At 52.5% G+C, this 15,914-nt stretch carries 12 protein-coding genes and 4 pseudogenes; 3 read left to right on the top strand and 13 right to left on the bottom strand.

Annotation, left to right across the window (positions count from 1 at the left end; all coding sequences use genetic code 11):
- Nucleotides 1-4: 4 nt before the first annotated feature.
- Nucleotides 5-925: a (2E,6E)-farnesyl diphosphate synthase gene (gene ispA / locus AACL06_RS00160; protein ID WP_339037227.1), complete on the top strand. Its 921-nt coding sequence runs from the start codon at nt 5-7 to the stop codon at nt 923-925.
- A 219-nt stretch (nt 926-1,144) separates the two neighbouring features.
- Nucleotides 1,145-3,010, top strand: coding sequence for a 1-deoxy-D-xylulose-5-phosphate synthase (gene dxs, locus AACL06_RS00155; protein WP_339037225.1), 1,866 nt, complete (start codon nt 1,145-1,147; stop codon nt 3,008-3,010).
- 144 nt (nt 3,011-3,154) lie between these two features.
- Here dxs and pgpA read toward each other — a convergent pair whose 3' ends face one another.
- The 5 genes and pseudogenes from pgpA to AACL06_RS00130 form a co-directional block, all read right to left on the bottom strand.
- A complete protein-coding gene (gene pgpA, locus AACL06_RS00150) occupies nt 3,155-3,640 on the bottom strand; it encodes a phosphatidylglycerophosphatase A (RefSeq protein WP_339037223.1) in 486 nt (161 codons plus the stop codon).
- Entirely contained in the window at nt 3,633-4,628 is a 996-nt protein-coding gene (thiL, locus tag AACL06_RS00145; protein ID WP_339037221.1) for a thiamine-phosphate kinase, read from the bottom strand. Before thiL ends, pgpA begins: the two co-directional genes overlap by 8 nt.
- 56 nt (nt 4,629-4,684) lie before the next feature.
- A complete protein-coding gene (nusB, locus tag AACL06_RS00140; protein WP_339037219.1) occupies nt 4,685-5,101 on the bottom strand; it encodes a transcription antitermination factor NusB in 417 nt (138 codons plus the stop codon).
- Between the two features lie 20 nt (nt 5,102-5,121).
- The gene (gene ribH, locus AACL06_RS00135) at nt 5,122-5,592 is read right to left on the bottom strand and encodes a 6,7-dimethyl-8-ribityllumazine synthase (protein WP_339037217.1); all 471 of its coding nucleotides are present in this window, start codon (nt 5,590-5,592) and stop codon (nt 5,122-5,124) included.
- A gap of 134 nt (nt 5,593-5,726) precedes the next feature.
- Nucleotides 5,727-6,497, bottom strand: a pseudogene (locus AACL06_RS00130) (IS5 family transposase); the annotation flags it as partial.
- A 116-nt stretch (nt 6,498-6,613) separates the two neighbouring features.
- On the opposite strand from AACL06_RS00130, the pseudogene AACL06_RS00125 reads away from it, so the two are divergent.
- Nucleotides 6,614-7,958: pseudogene (locus AACL06_RS00125) on the top strand (TonB-dependent receptor domain-containing protein); the annotation flags it as partial.
- Between the two features lie 186 nt (nt 7,959-8,144).
- Here AACL06_RS00125 and trpS read toward each other — a convergent pair.
- The 8 genes and pseudogenes from trpS to AACL06_RS00085 form a co-directional block, all read right to left on the bottom strand.
- Nucleotides 8,145-9,149 carry a tryptophan--tRNA ligase gene (gene trpS / locus AACL06_RS00120; RefSeq protein ID WP_339037215.1) on the bottom strand — a complete coding sequence of 335 codons (1,005 nt, stop codon included), beginning with the start codon at nt 9,147-9,149 and terminating at the stop codon, nt 8,145-8,147.
- A gap of 2 nt (nt 9,150-9,151) precedes the next feature.
- A pseudogene (locus AACL06_RS00115) lies at nt 9,152-9,849 on the bottom strand (phosphoglycolate phosphatase).
- Complete coding sequence (rpe, locus tag AACL06_RS00110) at nt 9,842-10,519, bottom strand: ribulose-phosphate 3-epimerase (protein WP_339037213.1); 678 nt, start codon at nt 10,517-10,519, stop codon at nt 9,842-9,844. The pseudogene AACL06_RS00115 and the gene rpe overlap by 8 nt, the downstream one beginning before the upstream one ends.
- Before the next feature lie 31 nt (nt 10,520-10,550).
- Nucleotides 10,551-11,387, bottom strand: a complete 837-nt coding sequence (gene dam, locus AACL06_RS00105; RefSeq protein WP_339037211.1) for an adenine-specific DNA-methyltransferase — start codon at nt 11,385-11,387, stop codon at nt 10,551-10,553.
- Nucleotides 11,388-11,471: 84 nt separating this feature from the next.
- Nucleotides 11,472-12,446 (bottom strand): SPOR domain-containing protein, encoded by a 975-nt coding sequence (locus AACL06_RS00100; RefSeq protein ID WP_339037209.1) that lies wholly within the window; start codon nt 12,444-12,446, stop codon nt 11,472-11,474.
- A 347-nt stretch (nt 12,447-12,793) separates the two neighbouring features.
- Nucleotides 12,794-13,891 carry a 3-dehydroquinate synthase gene (gene aroB, locus AACL06_RS00095; protein ID WP_339037207.1) on the bottom strand — a complete coding sequence of 366 codons (1,098 nt, stop codon included), beginning with the start codon at nt 13,889-13,891 and terminating at the stop codon, nt 12,794-12,796.
- Nucleotides 13,892-13,985: 94 nt separating this feature from the next.
- Nucleotides 13,986-14,507: a shikimate kinase AroK gene (gene aroK, locus AACL06_RS00090; RefSeq protein ID WP_339037205.1), complete on the bottom strand. Its 522-nt coding sequence runs from the start codon at nt 14,505-14,507 to the stop codon at nt 13,986-13,988.
- A 338-nt stretch (nt 14,508-14,845) separates the two neighbouring features.
- Nucleotides 14,846-15,896 (bottom strand): annotated as a pseudogene (locus tag AACL06_RS00085) (secretin N-terminal domain-containing protein); the annotation flags it as partial.
- Between the last annotated feature and the right edge of the window lie 18 nt (nt 15,897-15,914).

Below are 15,914 nucleotides of genomic sequence, written 5' to 3'. Positions count from 1 at the left end.
CCCCATGCCTGAGATCGGCAAATCCGCCACCTTTGCCGATCAGTTGCTAGCTTTCCGCCAGCGCGCTGATCGCACGCTGCTGGATTTCATCGCACCTTTGCCATTGAACGATGGCGATTTGGTGGCGTCAATGCGTCACGGCTCGCTGCTGGGTGGCAAACGCCTGCGTCCGTTCCTGGTTTACACCACCGGGCAAATGTTTGGCATTGCACAGAATAACCTGGATGCACCAGCCGCCGCAGTCGAGTGCATTCATGCCTATTCGCTGATCCATGACGATCTGCCGGCGATGGACAACGACGATCTACGCCGTGGTCAGCCGACCTGCCATATCAAATTTGGCGAAGCCAACGCCATTCTGGCTGGCGATGCACTGCAAAGTCTAGCCTTTTCTATTTTGGCCGACGCAGAGATGCCCGACGTAGCGTTGCGTGATCGGTTAGCAATGGTCTCTGAACTGGCGGCTGCCAGCGGCGTAGCTGGCATGTGCGGTGGCCAGTCGATGGATCTGGACGCCGAGGGCAAGCAAATCGACTTGGAGGCGCTGGAGCAGATCCACCTCCACAAAACCGGTGCCCTGATCCGTGCAGCAATTCGTCTTGGCGCTCTGGCTGCCGGTGGTTCCGGCCGAGTCGCCCTACCACTGCTTGACCGTTACGCCGCGGCCATCGGCCTGGCATTTCAAGTGCAAGACGATATTTTAGATGTTATCGGTGAAACCGAAAACATCGGCAAACGTCAAGGAGCGGATCAGCAACACCGCAAAAGTACCTATCCCGCCTTGCTGGGGCTTGACAACGCAAAGGCTAAGGCGTGGGGACTCTATCAGGAAGCATTAGCTGCATTAAATGCTTTAGCGGCGCTATCTTATGACACAGCGCAATTGCAAGCACTAGCTAGTTTTATTATTAAACGAAACAATTAACGTGTGACATTTATACCCAATAGATTTCAATCTGCGGCTAGGTGGTGACTGAGCGATAACCTAGTCACTGCGGTGAAAAATCTACCGCGAGCAGATTTGAGTACTGCTAGCAGCGCCCCCATAAGAGGCATGGCCCATAGAGGGGCCAGGTAATCGAAGGTGGCCAACGCTGCTGCAACTTGAAAGATTAAGGGTAAACTCCTCTGATATGAACATCGAATGAGTATTGATATAGCCAAATACCCAACCTTAGCGCTAGCGGAGGATCCCCATGAACTCCGTTTGCTGACCAAAGAGAGCTTGCCGAAGCTGTGTGATGAACTGCGGCAATACTTGCTAGACAGCGTCAGCCGCTCCAGCGGCCACTTCGCCTCCGGGCTGGGTACCGTCGAACTGACGGTGGCCTTACACTATGTCTACCATACGCCGTTCGATCGCCTAGTGTGGGATGTTGGCCACCAAGCCTACCCACATAAAATTTTAACCGGTCGCCGTGACCGCATCGCCACAATCCGTCAAAAAAACGGCCTACATCCCTTCCCTTGGCGTGCCGAAAGCGAATACGATGTGCTGTCAGTCGGCCATTCGTCAACCTCGATCAGCGCTAGCCTCGGCATGGCGGTAGCAGCGCAGCGTGAGGGGCTGGGCCGCCGCACCCTGTGCGTGATCGGCGATGGTGCTATTACCGCTGGCATGGCGTTTGAAGCGATGAACCACGCCGGAGACATCAACCCCGATATACTGGTGGTGTTAAACGATAACGAGATGTCGATCTCGGAGAATGTCGGGGCGCTGAATAACCATCTAGCGCAGTTGCTCTCCGGCAAGCTATACACCACGTTACGCGAGGGGGGTAAAAAAGTGCTGTCCGGCCTACCGCCAATCAAAGAACTGGTGAAACGCACCGAAGAACACATGAAAGGTATGGTAGTTCCCGGTACGTTGTTCGAAGAACTAGGCTTCAATTATATCGGCCCGGTTGATGGCCACGATGTCCATAACCTGGTCGCCACTTTGAAGAACATGCGTGACCTGAAAGGCCCGCAGCTACTGCACATCATGACGAAGAAAGGCCGGGGCTATGCACCGGCGGAAAAAGACCCGATCAGCTTCCACTCGGTGCCAAAGTTCGATCCAGCCAGTGGCAAATTGCCGACGATCGTCGGCAGCTTGCCGAGCTATTCAAAAATTTTTGGTGACTGGTTGTGTGAAACGGCCGCCAAAGATAGCGCGCTAATGGCCATTACGCCAGCGATGCGTGAGGGTTCCGGCATGGTGCAATTCTCACGTGACTACCCACAACAATATTTTGACGTAGCGATCGCCGAGCAGCACGCGGTAACCTTCGCAGCTGGGATGGCGATCGGCGGCTACAAGCCAGTAGTGGCGATCTACTCCACCTTCTTGCAACGCGCCTACGATCAACTGATCCACGATGTGGCGATCCAACAACTTCCGGTGATGTTCGCTATTGATCGCGGTGGTATTGTTGGCGCTGACGGCCAGACCCATCAGGGCGCTTTCGATTTGTCATTCCTGCGTTGTATCCCAACCATGGTAATCATGACGCCGAGCGATGAGAACGAGTGCCGCCAGATGTTATACACCGGCTATCACTACAACGATGGCCCAAGCGCAGTGCGCTACCCACGCGGCACCGGCACTGGCGCAACGCTGGAGCCACTCAACATGCTGCCGATCGGTAGAGGCAGAGTGCGCCGCGCCGGTAAGCACATCGCTATCCTTAATTTCGGTACCTTGCTACCGGAAGCCGCTCAGGCGGCGGAAGCGCTCGACGTTACGCTAGTGGACATGCGCTTTGTCAAACCGCTGGACGAACAGTTGGTGCTGGAAATGGCCGCCAGCCACGAGGTGCTGGTGACGCTGGAAGAAAACGCCATCATCGGCGGCGCTGGCAGCGGCGTCAATGAGTTACTGATGGCCCGCTGCCGCCCGGTTGCGGTGCTAAATATCGGCCTACCGGACAGCTTCGTGCCACAAGGTAGCCAGGAAGAAGTGCGCGCCGATCTAGCGTTGGATGCCGCTGGCATCCAACGCCAGATCGAAAGCTGGTTGGCACAATAACGCTATCTCGCCCCATTTGCTGGGGCATATTTGTTTTGGCTAAAATCTGCCTATGAAAACGTCATTTGGAATATTCCCCATGACGCCTAATGAAAACAGTTGGGAGACCCTTATCCACAACAAATCAACGTGATACAATGAGGTTCACATTGGCTGGTAGTGGCCTATCAGGTAAATAGTACCGGCTGACAATACCCCAGCAACGATGTCATCGATCATGATGCCCATTCCGCCCTGCACATTGCGATCAAACCAGCGGATCGGCCAGGGTTTCCCTATATCCAGAATGCGAAAAATTACCAAACCGGCAATCACCCACTGCCAATTATTAACTGGCAGCGCCATCAGCGTGATCCACATACCGACAAACTCATCCCAAACGATGCTGCCGTGATCGTGTACCCGCAAGTCTTTGGCAGTCTGATGGCAGAGATAAACACCAATGCAGATGCTGAACATCACCAATAGCAAATACAGTTGCCACGGTAGCTGGATCAGCAGTAGCCAGAACGGGATCGCTGCCAGCGACCCCATGGTACCCGGCATCACCGATGACAAACCGCTGCCAAAGCCGGTAGCCAGCAGGTGCCACGGATTGCTCATCCACAGGCGACGTTTGGCTTCATCCATAAACCCCACCCTGCCCAGGGATGAAATGATCATAACCTTTCCACGCCAGTTCCACCACCTGATCATGGCGATAAAATTTAATACCTTCCGACAGCGGGCAAATCTGACCAATGCAAGTGTAGTCCGCGCCGAGGTGGCTCAACGCCACTTCCAGCGCGCCACGGTTGATCTCCGGCACAGTGAAACACAGTTCGTAATCTTCGCCACCCGTCAGCCCCCAGTACAATGCCTGTTCGGCATCCGCTTGACGACTCAGCATCTGCGACAGCGGTAATTCATCCAAATCGATACGCGCACCACATTCGCTGGCCTTTAGCACATGCCTCAGATCAGCGATCAAACCATCGGAGATGTCGATTGCCGAACTGGCCAGATCGCGTAGCGCCTGGCCCTGTAATACCCGAGGCTGCGGCCACAGGTGACGGCCAATCAAGTAATCACGGGCTTGTGCATCCGCAACTTGTAGGCGCTCCTGAATAATCGCTAAACCTGCGGCGCTATCACCCAACGTGCCGGTAACGTAGATCCAGTCGCCAATACGCGCGCCGCTGCGGGTTAGCGTTCGCCCAGCCGGGATCAGCCCCTGGATAGTCAGCGTCATGCTCAGCGGGCCATGCGTAGTATCACCGCCAATCAACTGCATGCCGTAGTAATCAAGCTGTTCGAATAGGCTGTCGCTAAATGCTTTAAGCCACCCTTCATCGACTTTAGGTAGCGTGAGTGCCAGTGAAAGCCAGGCTGGATCTGCCCCCATCGCGGCCAGATCGCTTAGGTTAACTGCCAGCGCCTTGCGGCCGAGATCTGCCGGATCGATATCCGGTAGAAAGTGAATGCCAGCAACCATAGTGTCGGTACTGACAGCCAAAAGCTGTTTTTCTGCCACTGTAAGAAGTGCGCAGTCATCTCCAATGCCCAACTGTACGTCCCGGCGTAAGTGTTCAATCCGGTTAAAATAGCGAGCAATAAGGTCAAATTCGCTGCATGCCATGGTCGATATTCCAGTAACAGCAGTTAAGGCCGGGCATGCCCCCCCGCCTCTAACTTTTATTTTTTCTTACGAATAGTGGGTGCCGCTTGATCCAGCACGCCATTCACAAACTTGTGGCTATCCTCAGCGCCGAAGGTTTTCGCCAATTCGATCGCTTCATTGATGGCCACTTTGTAAGGAACGTCATCACGCATTTTTAGCTCAAATAGCGCAATGCGCAAAACTGCACGCTCCACCTGGCCCAGTTTGTCAAGCTGGCGCGACAAGTAGGGAACCATCAGCGTATCCAGCATACCTGCATTCACCGCTACGCCGGAAAACAACTCGCGAAAATAGGAGATGTCAACACCATTGACATCCTGCTCTGTCAGGAACTGGTGTAAAACATCGGCGATGTCATTTCTAGACAACTGCCAAGAGTAAAGCGCTTGAACAGCGCACTCACGAGCGCGACGACGAGCAGCAGGTTTCACGGAATTCCCCTTAACTAAATTCAGGCTTTAATAGCTTTAATAACATTAATCATTTCAAGTGCAGTCAGCGCAGCTTCAGCACCTTTGTTGCCCGCTTTAGTGCCGGCACGTTCGATAGCCTGTTCAATGCTTTCAGTAGTCAGCACGCCAAAGGCAACCGGGACTTCAGTGTTCAAAGCAACACTACCGATGCCGGAGCTAACTTCACCCGCTACATATTCGAAGTGAGCAGTCCCCCCACGGATAACGGTACCCAATGCGATAACTGCGTCATATTTGCCCGTGTTGGCCAGCACGCGCACAGCAAACGGCAACTCATAAGCGCCAGGAACCCAGACCACGGTGATGTTGTCGTCAGCAACCTGACCGATGCGCTTTAATGCGTCGCTGGCACCTTGCAGCAGGCTGCCGTTTATGAAATTGTTAAAACGTGCAATTGCGATCGCTACACGGGCATCTGGAGTCGCAATAACACCTTCGATAATTTTCATAGGCTTTCCTTAAAAAAGGGTTCAGTACCTCTCAAACGGGCGGATTCTATCATATCCTTTATACCTGTCATACTTGAAGCGGCTTTGTTGAATAAATCGGATTTGGAATAAGGAGTCCCGTGAATGGGCATCTTTCAGGCAAGGCGTACACTTTCTGGCATACCGGCGAGCGGCATCTTGTTTAATGCACAGATCATGGCCAGCGCCTCTGCAACTTGCCCATCATAATCTCGGAGCGACAGGTGACCACCAAATAGCTGTTTTACTCTGTACCTCGCTGTTGCCGCTATCGAACGTCGGTGGTAGCCTGTGATACTTTTCCACCGTGTGTTGTCTCTGGTAACGTGCTGGTTCGCCACCGCTTGATTTCGCTCTGCATAGTCTGCCAACCAATAACGGGCTCCGCTGCTGGGCGGTATTAACGCCTTGAGCTTCTTGCCCCTTAACTCATCATCACACACTCGCGTATCCTAAGCCCGATCCGCCGAGGTGACTTTGATGTTACGGTACCTCTGGCGGATAAGACCTGGGAAGGCTTCGGTATCGGTGACATTGCTCAAGGAAAGGTCAGCACAGATGACCTCATGTGTTTCTGTATCTACGGCCAAATGCAGTTTTCGCCAGATCCGCCGTTTTTCCTGACCGTGTTTTTTTACCATCCACTCCCCTTCACCCAAGACGTTGAGCCCGGTAGAGTCGATAACGAGGTGCGCAATTTCACCCGGCGTTGCGGTTTTAAACGGGACATGGCCGGACTTTGCCCGCTTACTGATGCAGGTGTCGTCCGGGCAGTTCAACGGCACTTTGATCAGTGTGACACTGGAGTCGATGAAGCCCTGGAGGGCGCGAAGTGTCAGGCCGAAAATCCGTTTCAGCATCAATACGCTGGTGATTGCCATATTGGAAGAATGTTGTTGATGTTGAACTTTTGCTGGGCCACGGAATGTCGCTATGTTGACAGAAGGAGAGTGATCTGATCCTCGTGCCGGCCAAATGTTCGATTTATTCAACAACGCCTGTGTCACGTGCCAACGCCGGTAATGTCAAGCTACGACTCGCTCCAGACGATCAACCCTGGGAGATGAGTTTTTCGGCCTCGCGCGACTGTACCCGCGCCACCACAGGATGCCTACGTTTCCTTGAATGACATAAAAAGCCGTCAACTGATAATAGGCAACGGCGCACCTGATCCTTCTCTGCGGCGCTGTACTGACAGCAAGATGCTAAATGGCAAATACACCACGGACAATTGGGCTTTTAACCTGATCATCAGTTGGCAACAACAGCATTATTCACGGACCTTCCCGACTGGAACATTACTGGTTAACCTACCTCAGCGCTGGAATCAGGATGTTCAAAAACTGCGCGCCGCCACCTATGGTGAAGCTCGCCCCGTTGATATGGTAGTGGGGCTTTATCGCCAGAATACGCGCGAGAAGGTTAATGCAACTTACGACATGCTATCAATCGTTATATGAGCAACAATGGCTACACTAGCGCTGAAACACTGGCAGCTTACAGTGACCTGACATAGCATTTAATCGATCGATTCAACATCGGGGACGGCGTCCGTTTTTCTCACGATAAGGCAAGCACCCAGTATCATGGCAATATGCTCAACACCCAGTTTGGCGATAGCGGAAAGAATCATGATCACCAGGTACTCAGCTAACTCTCCACGGGCTATATGCTGACCGATGATTGGCGGGTCTATACTCGTATTACACAAGGATATAAACCTTCTGGTTTCAATATCGTACCCTCGCCTGGACTTGATGCAAAACCCTTTATAGCGGAACAATCCATCAACTATGAGATCGGCACCGGTTACGCCTCCTCCAGCGTGCAATTACAAGCCGCAACCTTAAACGAGACATACAGCTCTATTCTGGCCCGGTCGGGATGTAAACATTAAGTAACGCTGGTACATCCGATGCCAGTGGAGTGGAGTTTGAGGAAAAATGGCTGTTCGCACCGGGTTGGTCATGGGATTTGAACGGCAATGTGGTACGTTCCAAGTTTACTAATAGCAGCGCACTGTATAGCGGAAACCGGGTACCCTTTGTACCACGTTACCGTGCTGGAAGCATGACACAAATTATGGTGCCCTGATGACGCGCCTGGCGGTAAATTTGGTGGGGCCGCACAATTTTGATGGCAATAATCAGTTGCAACAGAGAGCCTGTACAACATTGGATACCCAACTGGGCTGGCAGGCGACCGAATTTATGAATATTTCTGTCTATGTTGATAACCTGTTAGATCGCCGCTACAACACCTTCGGTTATGTTAGTGGCAATGGTGCCTTAGTACAGGCTAATATCGGGCGAACCACCGGCATTAGCACACGAATTGCTTTTTTCTGAGCCTCAGTTTTATAGCTAATGGCAGGCGCTGCCCGATAGAAGTCAACATCACGGCATAGGCTGCAAAAGCTGCACTTTAGGCTGTATCCCGCCATTGCACCTGACCGCCGCTGGTGGTCATTAGCAGGCCACACTTTAGTCGCCCATGCCCTTTCAGCGAGGAGGACACCCTTTTTACTGTCCGCGTTATCGCGGCGCTACAAAGCCAACTGCCTGATAGACCTTCGCCAAGGTTTCCTGCGCACGCACACGCGCCTTAACAGCACCGTCACACATCACCTGCTGCAAGTAGGTTTCGTCTTTGCGCAAGCTGTAGTAACGCTGTTGCAATTCGCTCAACGTGCCGGACACGGCTTCCGCCACCACGCCTTTTAGCTGGCCGTAAATCTGACCCGCAAACTCAGCTTCCAACTGAACGATGCTTTTGCCCGTCACACCGGAGAGGATATCCAGCAGGTTGGAGACGCCTGCTTTGTTGGCCACGTCATAACGGATGACCGGCGGCTCTTCAGAGTCGGTCATCGCACGTTTGATTTTTTTAGTCACCGCATGCGGATCTTCCAGCAGCCCAATGACGTTATTACGGTTGTCGTCCGACTTAGACATCTTCTTGTGCGGTTCCTGCAACGACATCACACGCGCGCCGAACTTAGGAATGAACGGCTCAGGTACCTTGAACACCTCGCCATACAGCGCATTAAAACGCTGGCTCACATCACGGCTCAACTCAAGATGCTGTTTTTGGTCTTCACCAACCGGCACCTGATGGGTCTGATACAGTAGGATGTCCGCCGCCATCAGCACCGGGTAGCTGAACAGACCAGCGTTGATGTTCTCTGCGTAGCGCGTGGATTTGTCCTTGTACTGAGTCATGCGGCTTAACTCACCGAAATAGGTGTAGCAGTTCAGCACCCAGCCCAGTTGAGTATGCTCCGGCACATGCGACTGCACGAAGATAGTACTCCTTTCCGGATCAATGCCACAGGCCAGGTAAAATGCCAGTGTATCCAGCGTAGCTTTACGCAGTTGCTCCGCATCTTGACGCACAGTGATGGCGTGTAGATCAACGATACAGTAGATACAGTCGTAGTCATCCTGCATCTGAACCCACTGACGCAGCGCCCCCATGTAGTTGCCAATGGTCAGTTCGCCGGACGGCTGTGCGCCACTAAATACGATGGGCTTACTCATGTTTAAATTTCCTGATCCTCTAAATATGACAGCCCAAAAACGGGCAACAAATCGGCGAAGCGTTCCAGCATACAGTCAGGGTGACTCAGGGCAATCGACTCACCGTAGTTATAACCATAGGACAGACCCACACATGGGCAATCTGCGCCCTGTGCCGCCTAGATATCATTTCGTGAATCGCCGACGAACAACAAATCGTTGGCACGCAGGCAGGGCTTGCCAGGCGCCAGATATAGCGGTGCCGGATACGGTTTCTTTTCCGTCACATCATCACCACAGATCACCAGAGAGAAATAGTCGCCAATAGCAAACGTAGCCAGTAAAGGGGCGATAAACAGCGTAGGTTTATTTGTCACCAGCGCCATCAGATAACCTTGTGCGGCCAAATAGGCCAGCGTCTCTTTTACTTCCGGGAACAGGCGGCTGCCGCTGTCGATAGTTTGTGCATAGAAATGATCGAATCGTTCACGCAGTTGGCTAGCCTGCTACGGTGAGGCTGTCGTTTCCGTCCAGCACAGCGCACGCAGCACCAGTATGTCGGCACCGTTACCGATCAAAGTACCAACACGCGCTTCCTCCGCTGGCGGCAACCCCATGTCCACCAAGGCCAGACGAGAGCAGCCGCCAGGCTTGGCACACTATCCACCAGCGTGCCATCCAGATCAAAAGCCAAAGCGCGGATGGCAGAAAAATCAGCAATGAACCACCTTCGCGAGTTCGCGGCGCATGTCGTCGATCACCTTGTGGTAATCCGGCTTGCCGAAAATCGCCGACCCAGCAACGAACATGTCGGCACCCGCAGCAGCGATCTCGGCGATATTATCGACTTTCACCCCGCCATCGACTTCCAGACGAATATCGCGGCCGCTTGCGTCGATCAGCTTGCGCACTTGGCGCAGCTTGCCCAACGTGCCTTGAATAAATGACTGACCACCGAACCCCGGATTCACCGACATTACTAGGATCACATCGATTTTATTTATCACGTAGTCGAGGTAGCTCAGCGGGGTAGCGGGGTTAAATACCAGGCCAGCCTTGCAGCCATGCTCTTTGATCAGTTGAAGAGTGCGAGCGATATGTTCGGAGGTTTCAGGGTGGAAAGTGATATAGGTCGCGCCAGCTTTGGCGAAGTCAGGCACAATGCGATCTACCGGTTTCACCATCAAGTGCACATCGATCGGCGCGGTAATGCCGTAATTGCGCAGCGCTTCACACACCATCGGGCCAATGGTCAAATTAGGAACATAGTGGTTATCCATGACATCGAAGTGCACCACATCGCTGCCCGCGGCCAGCATGTTAGCGGTATCTTCACCTAACCGGGCAAAATCTGCCGACAGAATGGACGGGGCAATCAAAAACTTTTTCATCTGCTTCTCCACACTCTTAGGGGTCGAATGTTTATACGCCGGTGTATTTCCCAGTTCCGCAATACAGCGCCAAAAGCTCGTTCACTTTACCACGCCCAAGAGCATTGCGGCTGATAGTACGGCGTGCCTTTACCACATCCAACGAAGCTTGCTGGTACCAGTCACGTGTCAACTCAGTATCATGATTGGAAATCAATACTGGCACCTGGCTCTGTATAGAAAGCTGGTGCGCCATCCGCGCTAGATCCTGCTGGTCGATAATGCTGAAGTTATTGGTGTGATAAGCAGTGAAATTCGCCGTCGCCGACAAGGGTGCATAAGGCGGATCGCAATACACCACCGTACCGCGTATCGCCTTTGCCATGGTAGTACGGTAATGCTCACAGATAAAAGTGGCATTGCGGGATTTTTCAGAAAACCAGTACAGCTCTTCCTCAGGGAAGTAGGGTTTCTTATAACGACCAAAAGGCACGTTGAACTCGCCGCGTAGATTATAGCGACACAAGCCGTTATAGCAGTAGCGGTTCAGATATAGAAATAGCAGTGCCCGACGATAGGCATTGATGCTAGCATTGAACTCTTTGCGTAGCAGGTAAAATTGATCTGAGTTATTAAATTCATTGGTGAAAAGAATACGGGCATCGCTCACAAAATCTTCTGTGCACAGCTTAACGATGTTATACAGGTTGATAAGATCGCTGTTGATGTCGGCGAGAATATAGGCATCGTACTCTGTATTCAGAAAAACTGAACCTGCCCCCACAAATGGCTCGATTAAGCAGTCTCCCGCTGGCAAATGACGACGAATCTCGTCCACCAACGGGTACTTTCCACCAGCCCATTTTAAAAAAGCGCGGTTTTTCTTCATGCCGTCAATTAGCTACTTATATAATGCAGAGCGGCGGATTGTACTCTGTTTTAGACGGCACGTCAGTCCTCATGTCTAAATGATTTATTTTTTAAGCTCTTGCTGGACTTGACGTGCAGGCCGAACCCAAGGTTTTTTCGCCTGCACATCCGCAGACAACGTTACTATGGCACGCTTTGCTTCCTCAGAAGACGCATAGTTACCACTCACCAACACATACCAGGGTTTGCCGTTACGTTGGGTGGGGTATACCAGGCAGTTTTGCAGCTTCTGCTGCTTAGCGTAGGCATGCAACGTATCGGGGCGCGAGGCACTGCTCAGTTGCAGGGTATAGTGGTTCCCTGCTGCGGACTGCAAGGCAATGCCGCTTACCGTTCCCGCCTTGGTAGAAGAGGTTAAGGTTGGTGCTGACACCGTGGTTGGCACTTTATGGTGCGTAGTGGCAGATTTGCTGGCGGTTTTTGCCTGCGGCGCACTCCTTTGAGGCGGATGCATGGCTTCTCTCGCCGCTGCGCCGTTCATTACTGTCGCCGACGCCATCGGTAATGTTGATTGCACCCCGGTTTTGCATTGAGTCACTATGTCAACCTGCCCTTGCTGCGAAGAGAGCGCATCCACCATATTGCCTGGCAGCTCGATACGCTGCTGCGCCCCACCTTGCGGGGGCAACGACTGGGCTTGCGTCGGCGTGCTGGCGATCCGCGGAACGCTGACATTCTGCGGCTGAGACATTGTGCTCACGCCAACATTACCATGGGCATCGGTGGTACCACCTAATACGCCGTTGTTGCTGGTGGCGAGTGCCGAAGAACCGGACAGGTTGATATCTTTGGCCACGCCGTTTTGCGTGCCTTCCTGCGCTGTTTCATGTTTAGTCGGTGCCTTCAACGTCGAACCCATGCCGATAACCAGCAATAGCAACACCAAAACGCCAGTACCTATCATCAAATAATGACGCGATACGGCAAAACGAGATACCACAGCCGGTTTGTGCGAGTGCATAGGACGACGATCACAGCTATCAGGTCTGAGATCGTCTTCTAGTTTAAACTCATCCATCTGAAACCCTCTAACTAGAAGCAAGAGCCCGCCATTGTGGCACGGGCAAATTAACCCGATGATAGAAAAGCGACACATATCATACTTTATTAATTAGTAATATACCCGCCCTACTTCAAGTTGACTCTGCATTAGCTTTCCTCGTTCACCCCAGTCACTGACGGGTATAAGCGAGTGGGGGATTAATGAATCTCATTCCTGAGGTTCAGCCTGTGGCCCAGCGCAAGCGTTGTTCAAATCGGTTCCCAACCAATTTGTTGCTGCGATGCCGCCTTCCTGTAACTCGAATTATTTAGGGTATATAGATATTAACGGCGGCTAAGCAACGGTGACTTTGCCTGATTTAGCTAAACATGCCCTATGGGAAGGCAGGCGGCGATCGATGTCAGCACCCGCTCATGCCCAATGCCACTGCGGACTTGCGCCTGGCCGATGGCCGTCGGCAGTACCAAACGCAACTCGCCAGCCAGCACTTTTTTATCACGCATTATATGCGGCAGATAACTTCCTGGCGTCATTTCCTGCGGCCCACAAACCGGCAGGCCAGCGCGCAGCAGCAACGCTTTAATGCGCTCGATATCATCAACGGAGATCTGGCCGAGGCGATGCGCGGTTTCCGCCGCCATCACTATGCCGACCGCGACGGCTTCTCCGTGCAACCACACACCATATCCCATTTCAGCTTCGATCGCATGGCCGTAAGTATGGCCTAAATTCAGCAGGGCACGCGAACCGCTTTCGCGTTCATCAGCAGCTACTACCTCAGCTTTCAGCTCGCAGCAGCGGCGGATACAGTAGGCCAGAGCATGCATATCTAGCGCCACCAACGCATCTATATTGTTTTCAAGCCAGACGAAAAAGTCACGGTCAAGAATAATCCCATACTTGATCACTTCAGCCATGCCAGAGGAAAGTTCACGCGCTGGCAAAGTTTGCAAGCAGTCCAAATCAACCACTACCGAAGCAGGTTGATAGAACGCGCCGATCATGTTTTTACCGAGCGGATGATTGACAGCGGTTTTACCGCCAACGGAAGAGTCTACCTGCGACAACAGCGTGGTAGGAACTTGAATAAAACGCACGCCACGCTGATAACAGGCGGCAGCAACGCCCGTAAGGTCACCGATAACGCCACCGCCAAGCGCGATCAACGTTGTATCACGGCCATGAGGCTTTTGCAGCAGTGCTGAGAACACCTGTTCGAGTACCGCCAGGGATTTGTATTGTTCGCCATCAGGCAGAATCACCTGATCGACCCTCACGCAACCTTGCTCCAACACCTTGCGAACCCGCTCCAAATAGAGCGGTGCCAACGTCTGGTTGGTGACCAGCATCACCTGTTCACCGGCTTTCAACGGCATAAAAGAGGCCGGATCGTTAAACAATCCGGCGGCTATGGTAATCGGGTAGCTGCGCTCCCCAAGAGTTACGGTAATTCTCTCCATATCGCGCCTAGTTCCCAGTGTGGTTTATCCCCGCTGCTGCGGAAACACAAATCAGTCTTTGCGCATTCGCCTGCAGCGAACAAAGAGACCGCAATCAATTGTTCTCCAGCATGTTGATGATCTGATTGGCCACCACTTTGGCGCTTTGATCATCGGTGCGGATAGTCACATCGGCAATTTCTTCGTACAACGGATTGCGTTCTTTCGCCAGCGCCTCCAGCACTTCACGCGGAGGAAAATCGACCTGCAACAGCGGGCGTTTTTTGTCGCGCTGGGTACGAGCCAACTGCTTCTCGATAGTGGTTTCCAGATAGACTACAACGCCACGCGCCGACAAACGGTTGCGTGTTTCACGCGACTTCACCGAGCCGCCACCGGTAGCCAGTACAATCCCTTTATTCTCCGTCAGTTCATTAATGACTTTTTCTTCACGATCGCGGAAACCTGCTTCGCCTTCCACATCGAATACCCAGCCAACATCAGCTCCGGCACGTTGCTCAATTTCTTGATCAGAGTCGAAGAATTCCATATTAAGTTGCTGAGCTAACTGACGGCCAATAGTGCTTTTTCCAGCACCCATAGGCCCAACCAGAAAGATATTGCGTTTCTCTGCCATGTTTTTCGGTATTAATAAGACAATGCGTTAATGTTAACCCGCCCCGCCAATCAAATGAGCGGCGGGACCTAAACTGAAACCTCATAAACGATAGTGCAGGATCAGACGAAAAATTATCTCAACACTCTTGGTTGTTTGGCAACCGAATAAATAACCATCCGCGCCGCAGGAGGGAAAACTACGTTTTTGACGGCATCTTGGCACTAAAAAACCTTGGTGCTCAATTCGGTAACACTTGTAAGCTAAATCGGTCGCAGCGTCAAACCTAGATGCCCACAAGGTGATAAAAAATGTTTCTGCGATCAACTTTAGGTGATTTATGGCAAAGGCGACACGCTTCAATCTTTAATCAACGTCTTCGTAATGAAGATCATCAGTTCGCGCCTTTTATGCTGCTTGCTGCTCTGTTTAAATAGCGATCCCAGTAGCGGAATATCGCCTATCCCAGGCACTTTATCCTCTGCCTGCCCGTTAAGCCGTTGAAAAATCCCCCCAACACAATGTTTTCGCCGTCTTTTACCGTGATCTGCATCTTTATCTCCTGCTTATCGATGGTGAGTGCTTCTCCCTCCCCCCTGCTGACTGAGCGTACAGGCATGTTTTTACTGATGTGCAGCGTCAGCGTGATGCGTCCGTCAGGCAATACTTTAGGCGTAACCTCGATGCCCAATATCGCTTCTTTGAACTCCACCGAGGTTGCGCCGCTTGCACCACTCGAGACTTCGTAAGGAATTTCCGTTCCCTGCTTGATGCTGGCGGTTTGCATATGTGCCGTCAGCAGGCGTGGGTTGGCGATAATCTCCACCTGGTTTTCTTGCTCCAGCGCGGTCAGTTCCAAGTTCAGCAGATGCCCACTAAGGCGCGCTAGATGAAAACCTGCGCTCAGCGTGCTTTTTTTCTGCGGCAAGCCAACGTTGAAATTATCCAACCGCAACGGCTGCGCTGGCCGTTCATCCACTGCCAACCCCCAGCGCACGCCTAGTTCATGCAGGTTTTCACTGTTGATGGTCACGATATATGACGCTAGTTGTACCTGCGCCAAGGAGATATCCATTTCCGCCACCCGCTTTTTCAGCAGAGCCAGCACCGGGACAGTATCGCGGATCAGTAACGCGTTGGTGCGCTTGTCAGCTACCTCACTGCCCCTTTCGACCAGCAAGCACCGCGCTGTGCATTCAGGCTTTCGGCGATCTCTGCAGCATCAGCGTTTTTCAATGCCAGCGTCACACTGTGCAGCGCCAATGTCTGCTGATGCTGCTGTTTTTCCTGCGTATCCAACTCTGCGGAAACCATCATTACAGAACCCTCCCTCGTCATCGACAGTTTGCCCATACGCAATACCAATGCCAGCGCCTGCGGCCAAGGGACATTATCCAACCGCAGCGTCAAAACGGCACTTCACGCCTG

It is taken from the genome of Serratia symbiotica (Periphyllus acericola) (assembly GCF_964019515.1).
GTDB lineage: Bacteria > Pseudomonadota > Gammaproteobacteria > Enterobacterales > Enterobacteriaceae > Serratia > Serratia symbiotica_D.
Note: the sequence above shows the minus strand (reverse complement) of the source record. Positions and strands in the feature narration are given on the sequence as shown.

Coding starts and splice junctions, on each gene's coding strand:
- ispA (WP_339037227.1), top strand. CDS start 5: ATGCCTGAGATCGGCAAATCCGCCACCTTTGCCGATCAGTTGCTAGCT.
- dxs (WP_339037225.1), top strand. CDS start 1,145: ATGAGTATTGATATAGCCAAATACCCAACCTTAGCGCTAGCGGAGGAT.
- pgpA (WP_339037223.1), bottom strand. CDS start 3,640: ATGGATGAAGCCAAACGTCGCCTGTGGATGAGCAATCCGTGGCACCTG.
- thiL (WP_339037221.1), bottom strand. CDS start 4,628: ATGGCATGCAGCGAATTTGACCTTATTGCTCGCTATTTTAACCGGATT.
- ribH (WP_339037217.1), bottom strand. CDS start 5,592: ATGAAAATTATCGAAGGTGTTATTGCGACTCCAGATGCCCGTGTAGCG.
- trpS (WP_339037215.1), bottom strand. CDS start 9,149: ATGAGTAAGCCCATCGTATTTAGTGGCGCACAGCCGTCCGGCGAACTG.
- rpe (WP_339037213.1), bottom strand. CDS start 10,519: ATGAAAAAGTTTTTGATTGCCCCGTCCATTCTGTCGGCAGATTTTGCC.
- dam (WP_339037211.1), bottom strand. CDS start 11,387: ATGAAGAAAAACCGCGCTTTTTTAAAATGGGCTGGTGGAAAGTACCCG.
- AACL06_RS00100 (WP_339037209.1), bottom strand. CDS start 12,446: ATGGATGAGTTTAAACTAGAAGACGATCTCAGACCTGATAGCTGTGAT.
- aroB (WP_339037207.1), bottom strand. CDS start 13,891: ATGGAGAGAATTACCGTAACTCTTGGGGAGCGCAGCTACCCGATTACC.
- aroK (WP_339037205.1), bottom strand. CDS start 14,507: ATGGCAGAGAAACGCAATATCTTTCTGGTTGGGCCTATGGGTGCTGGA.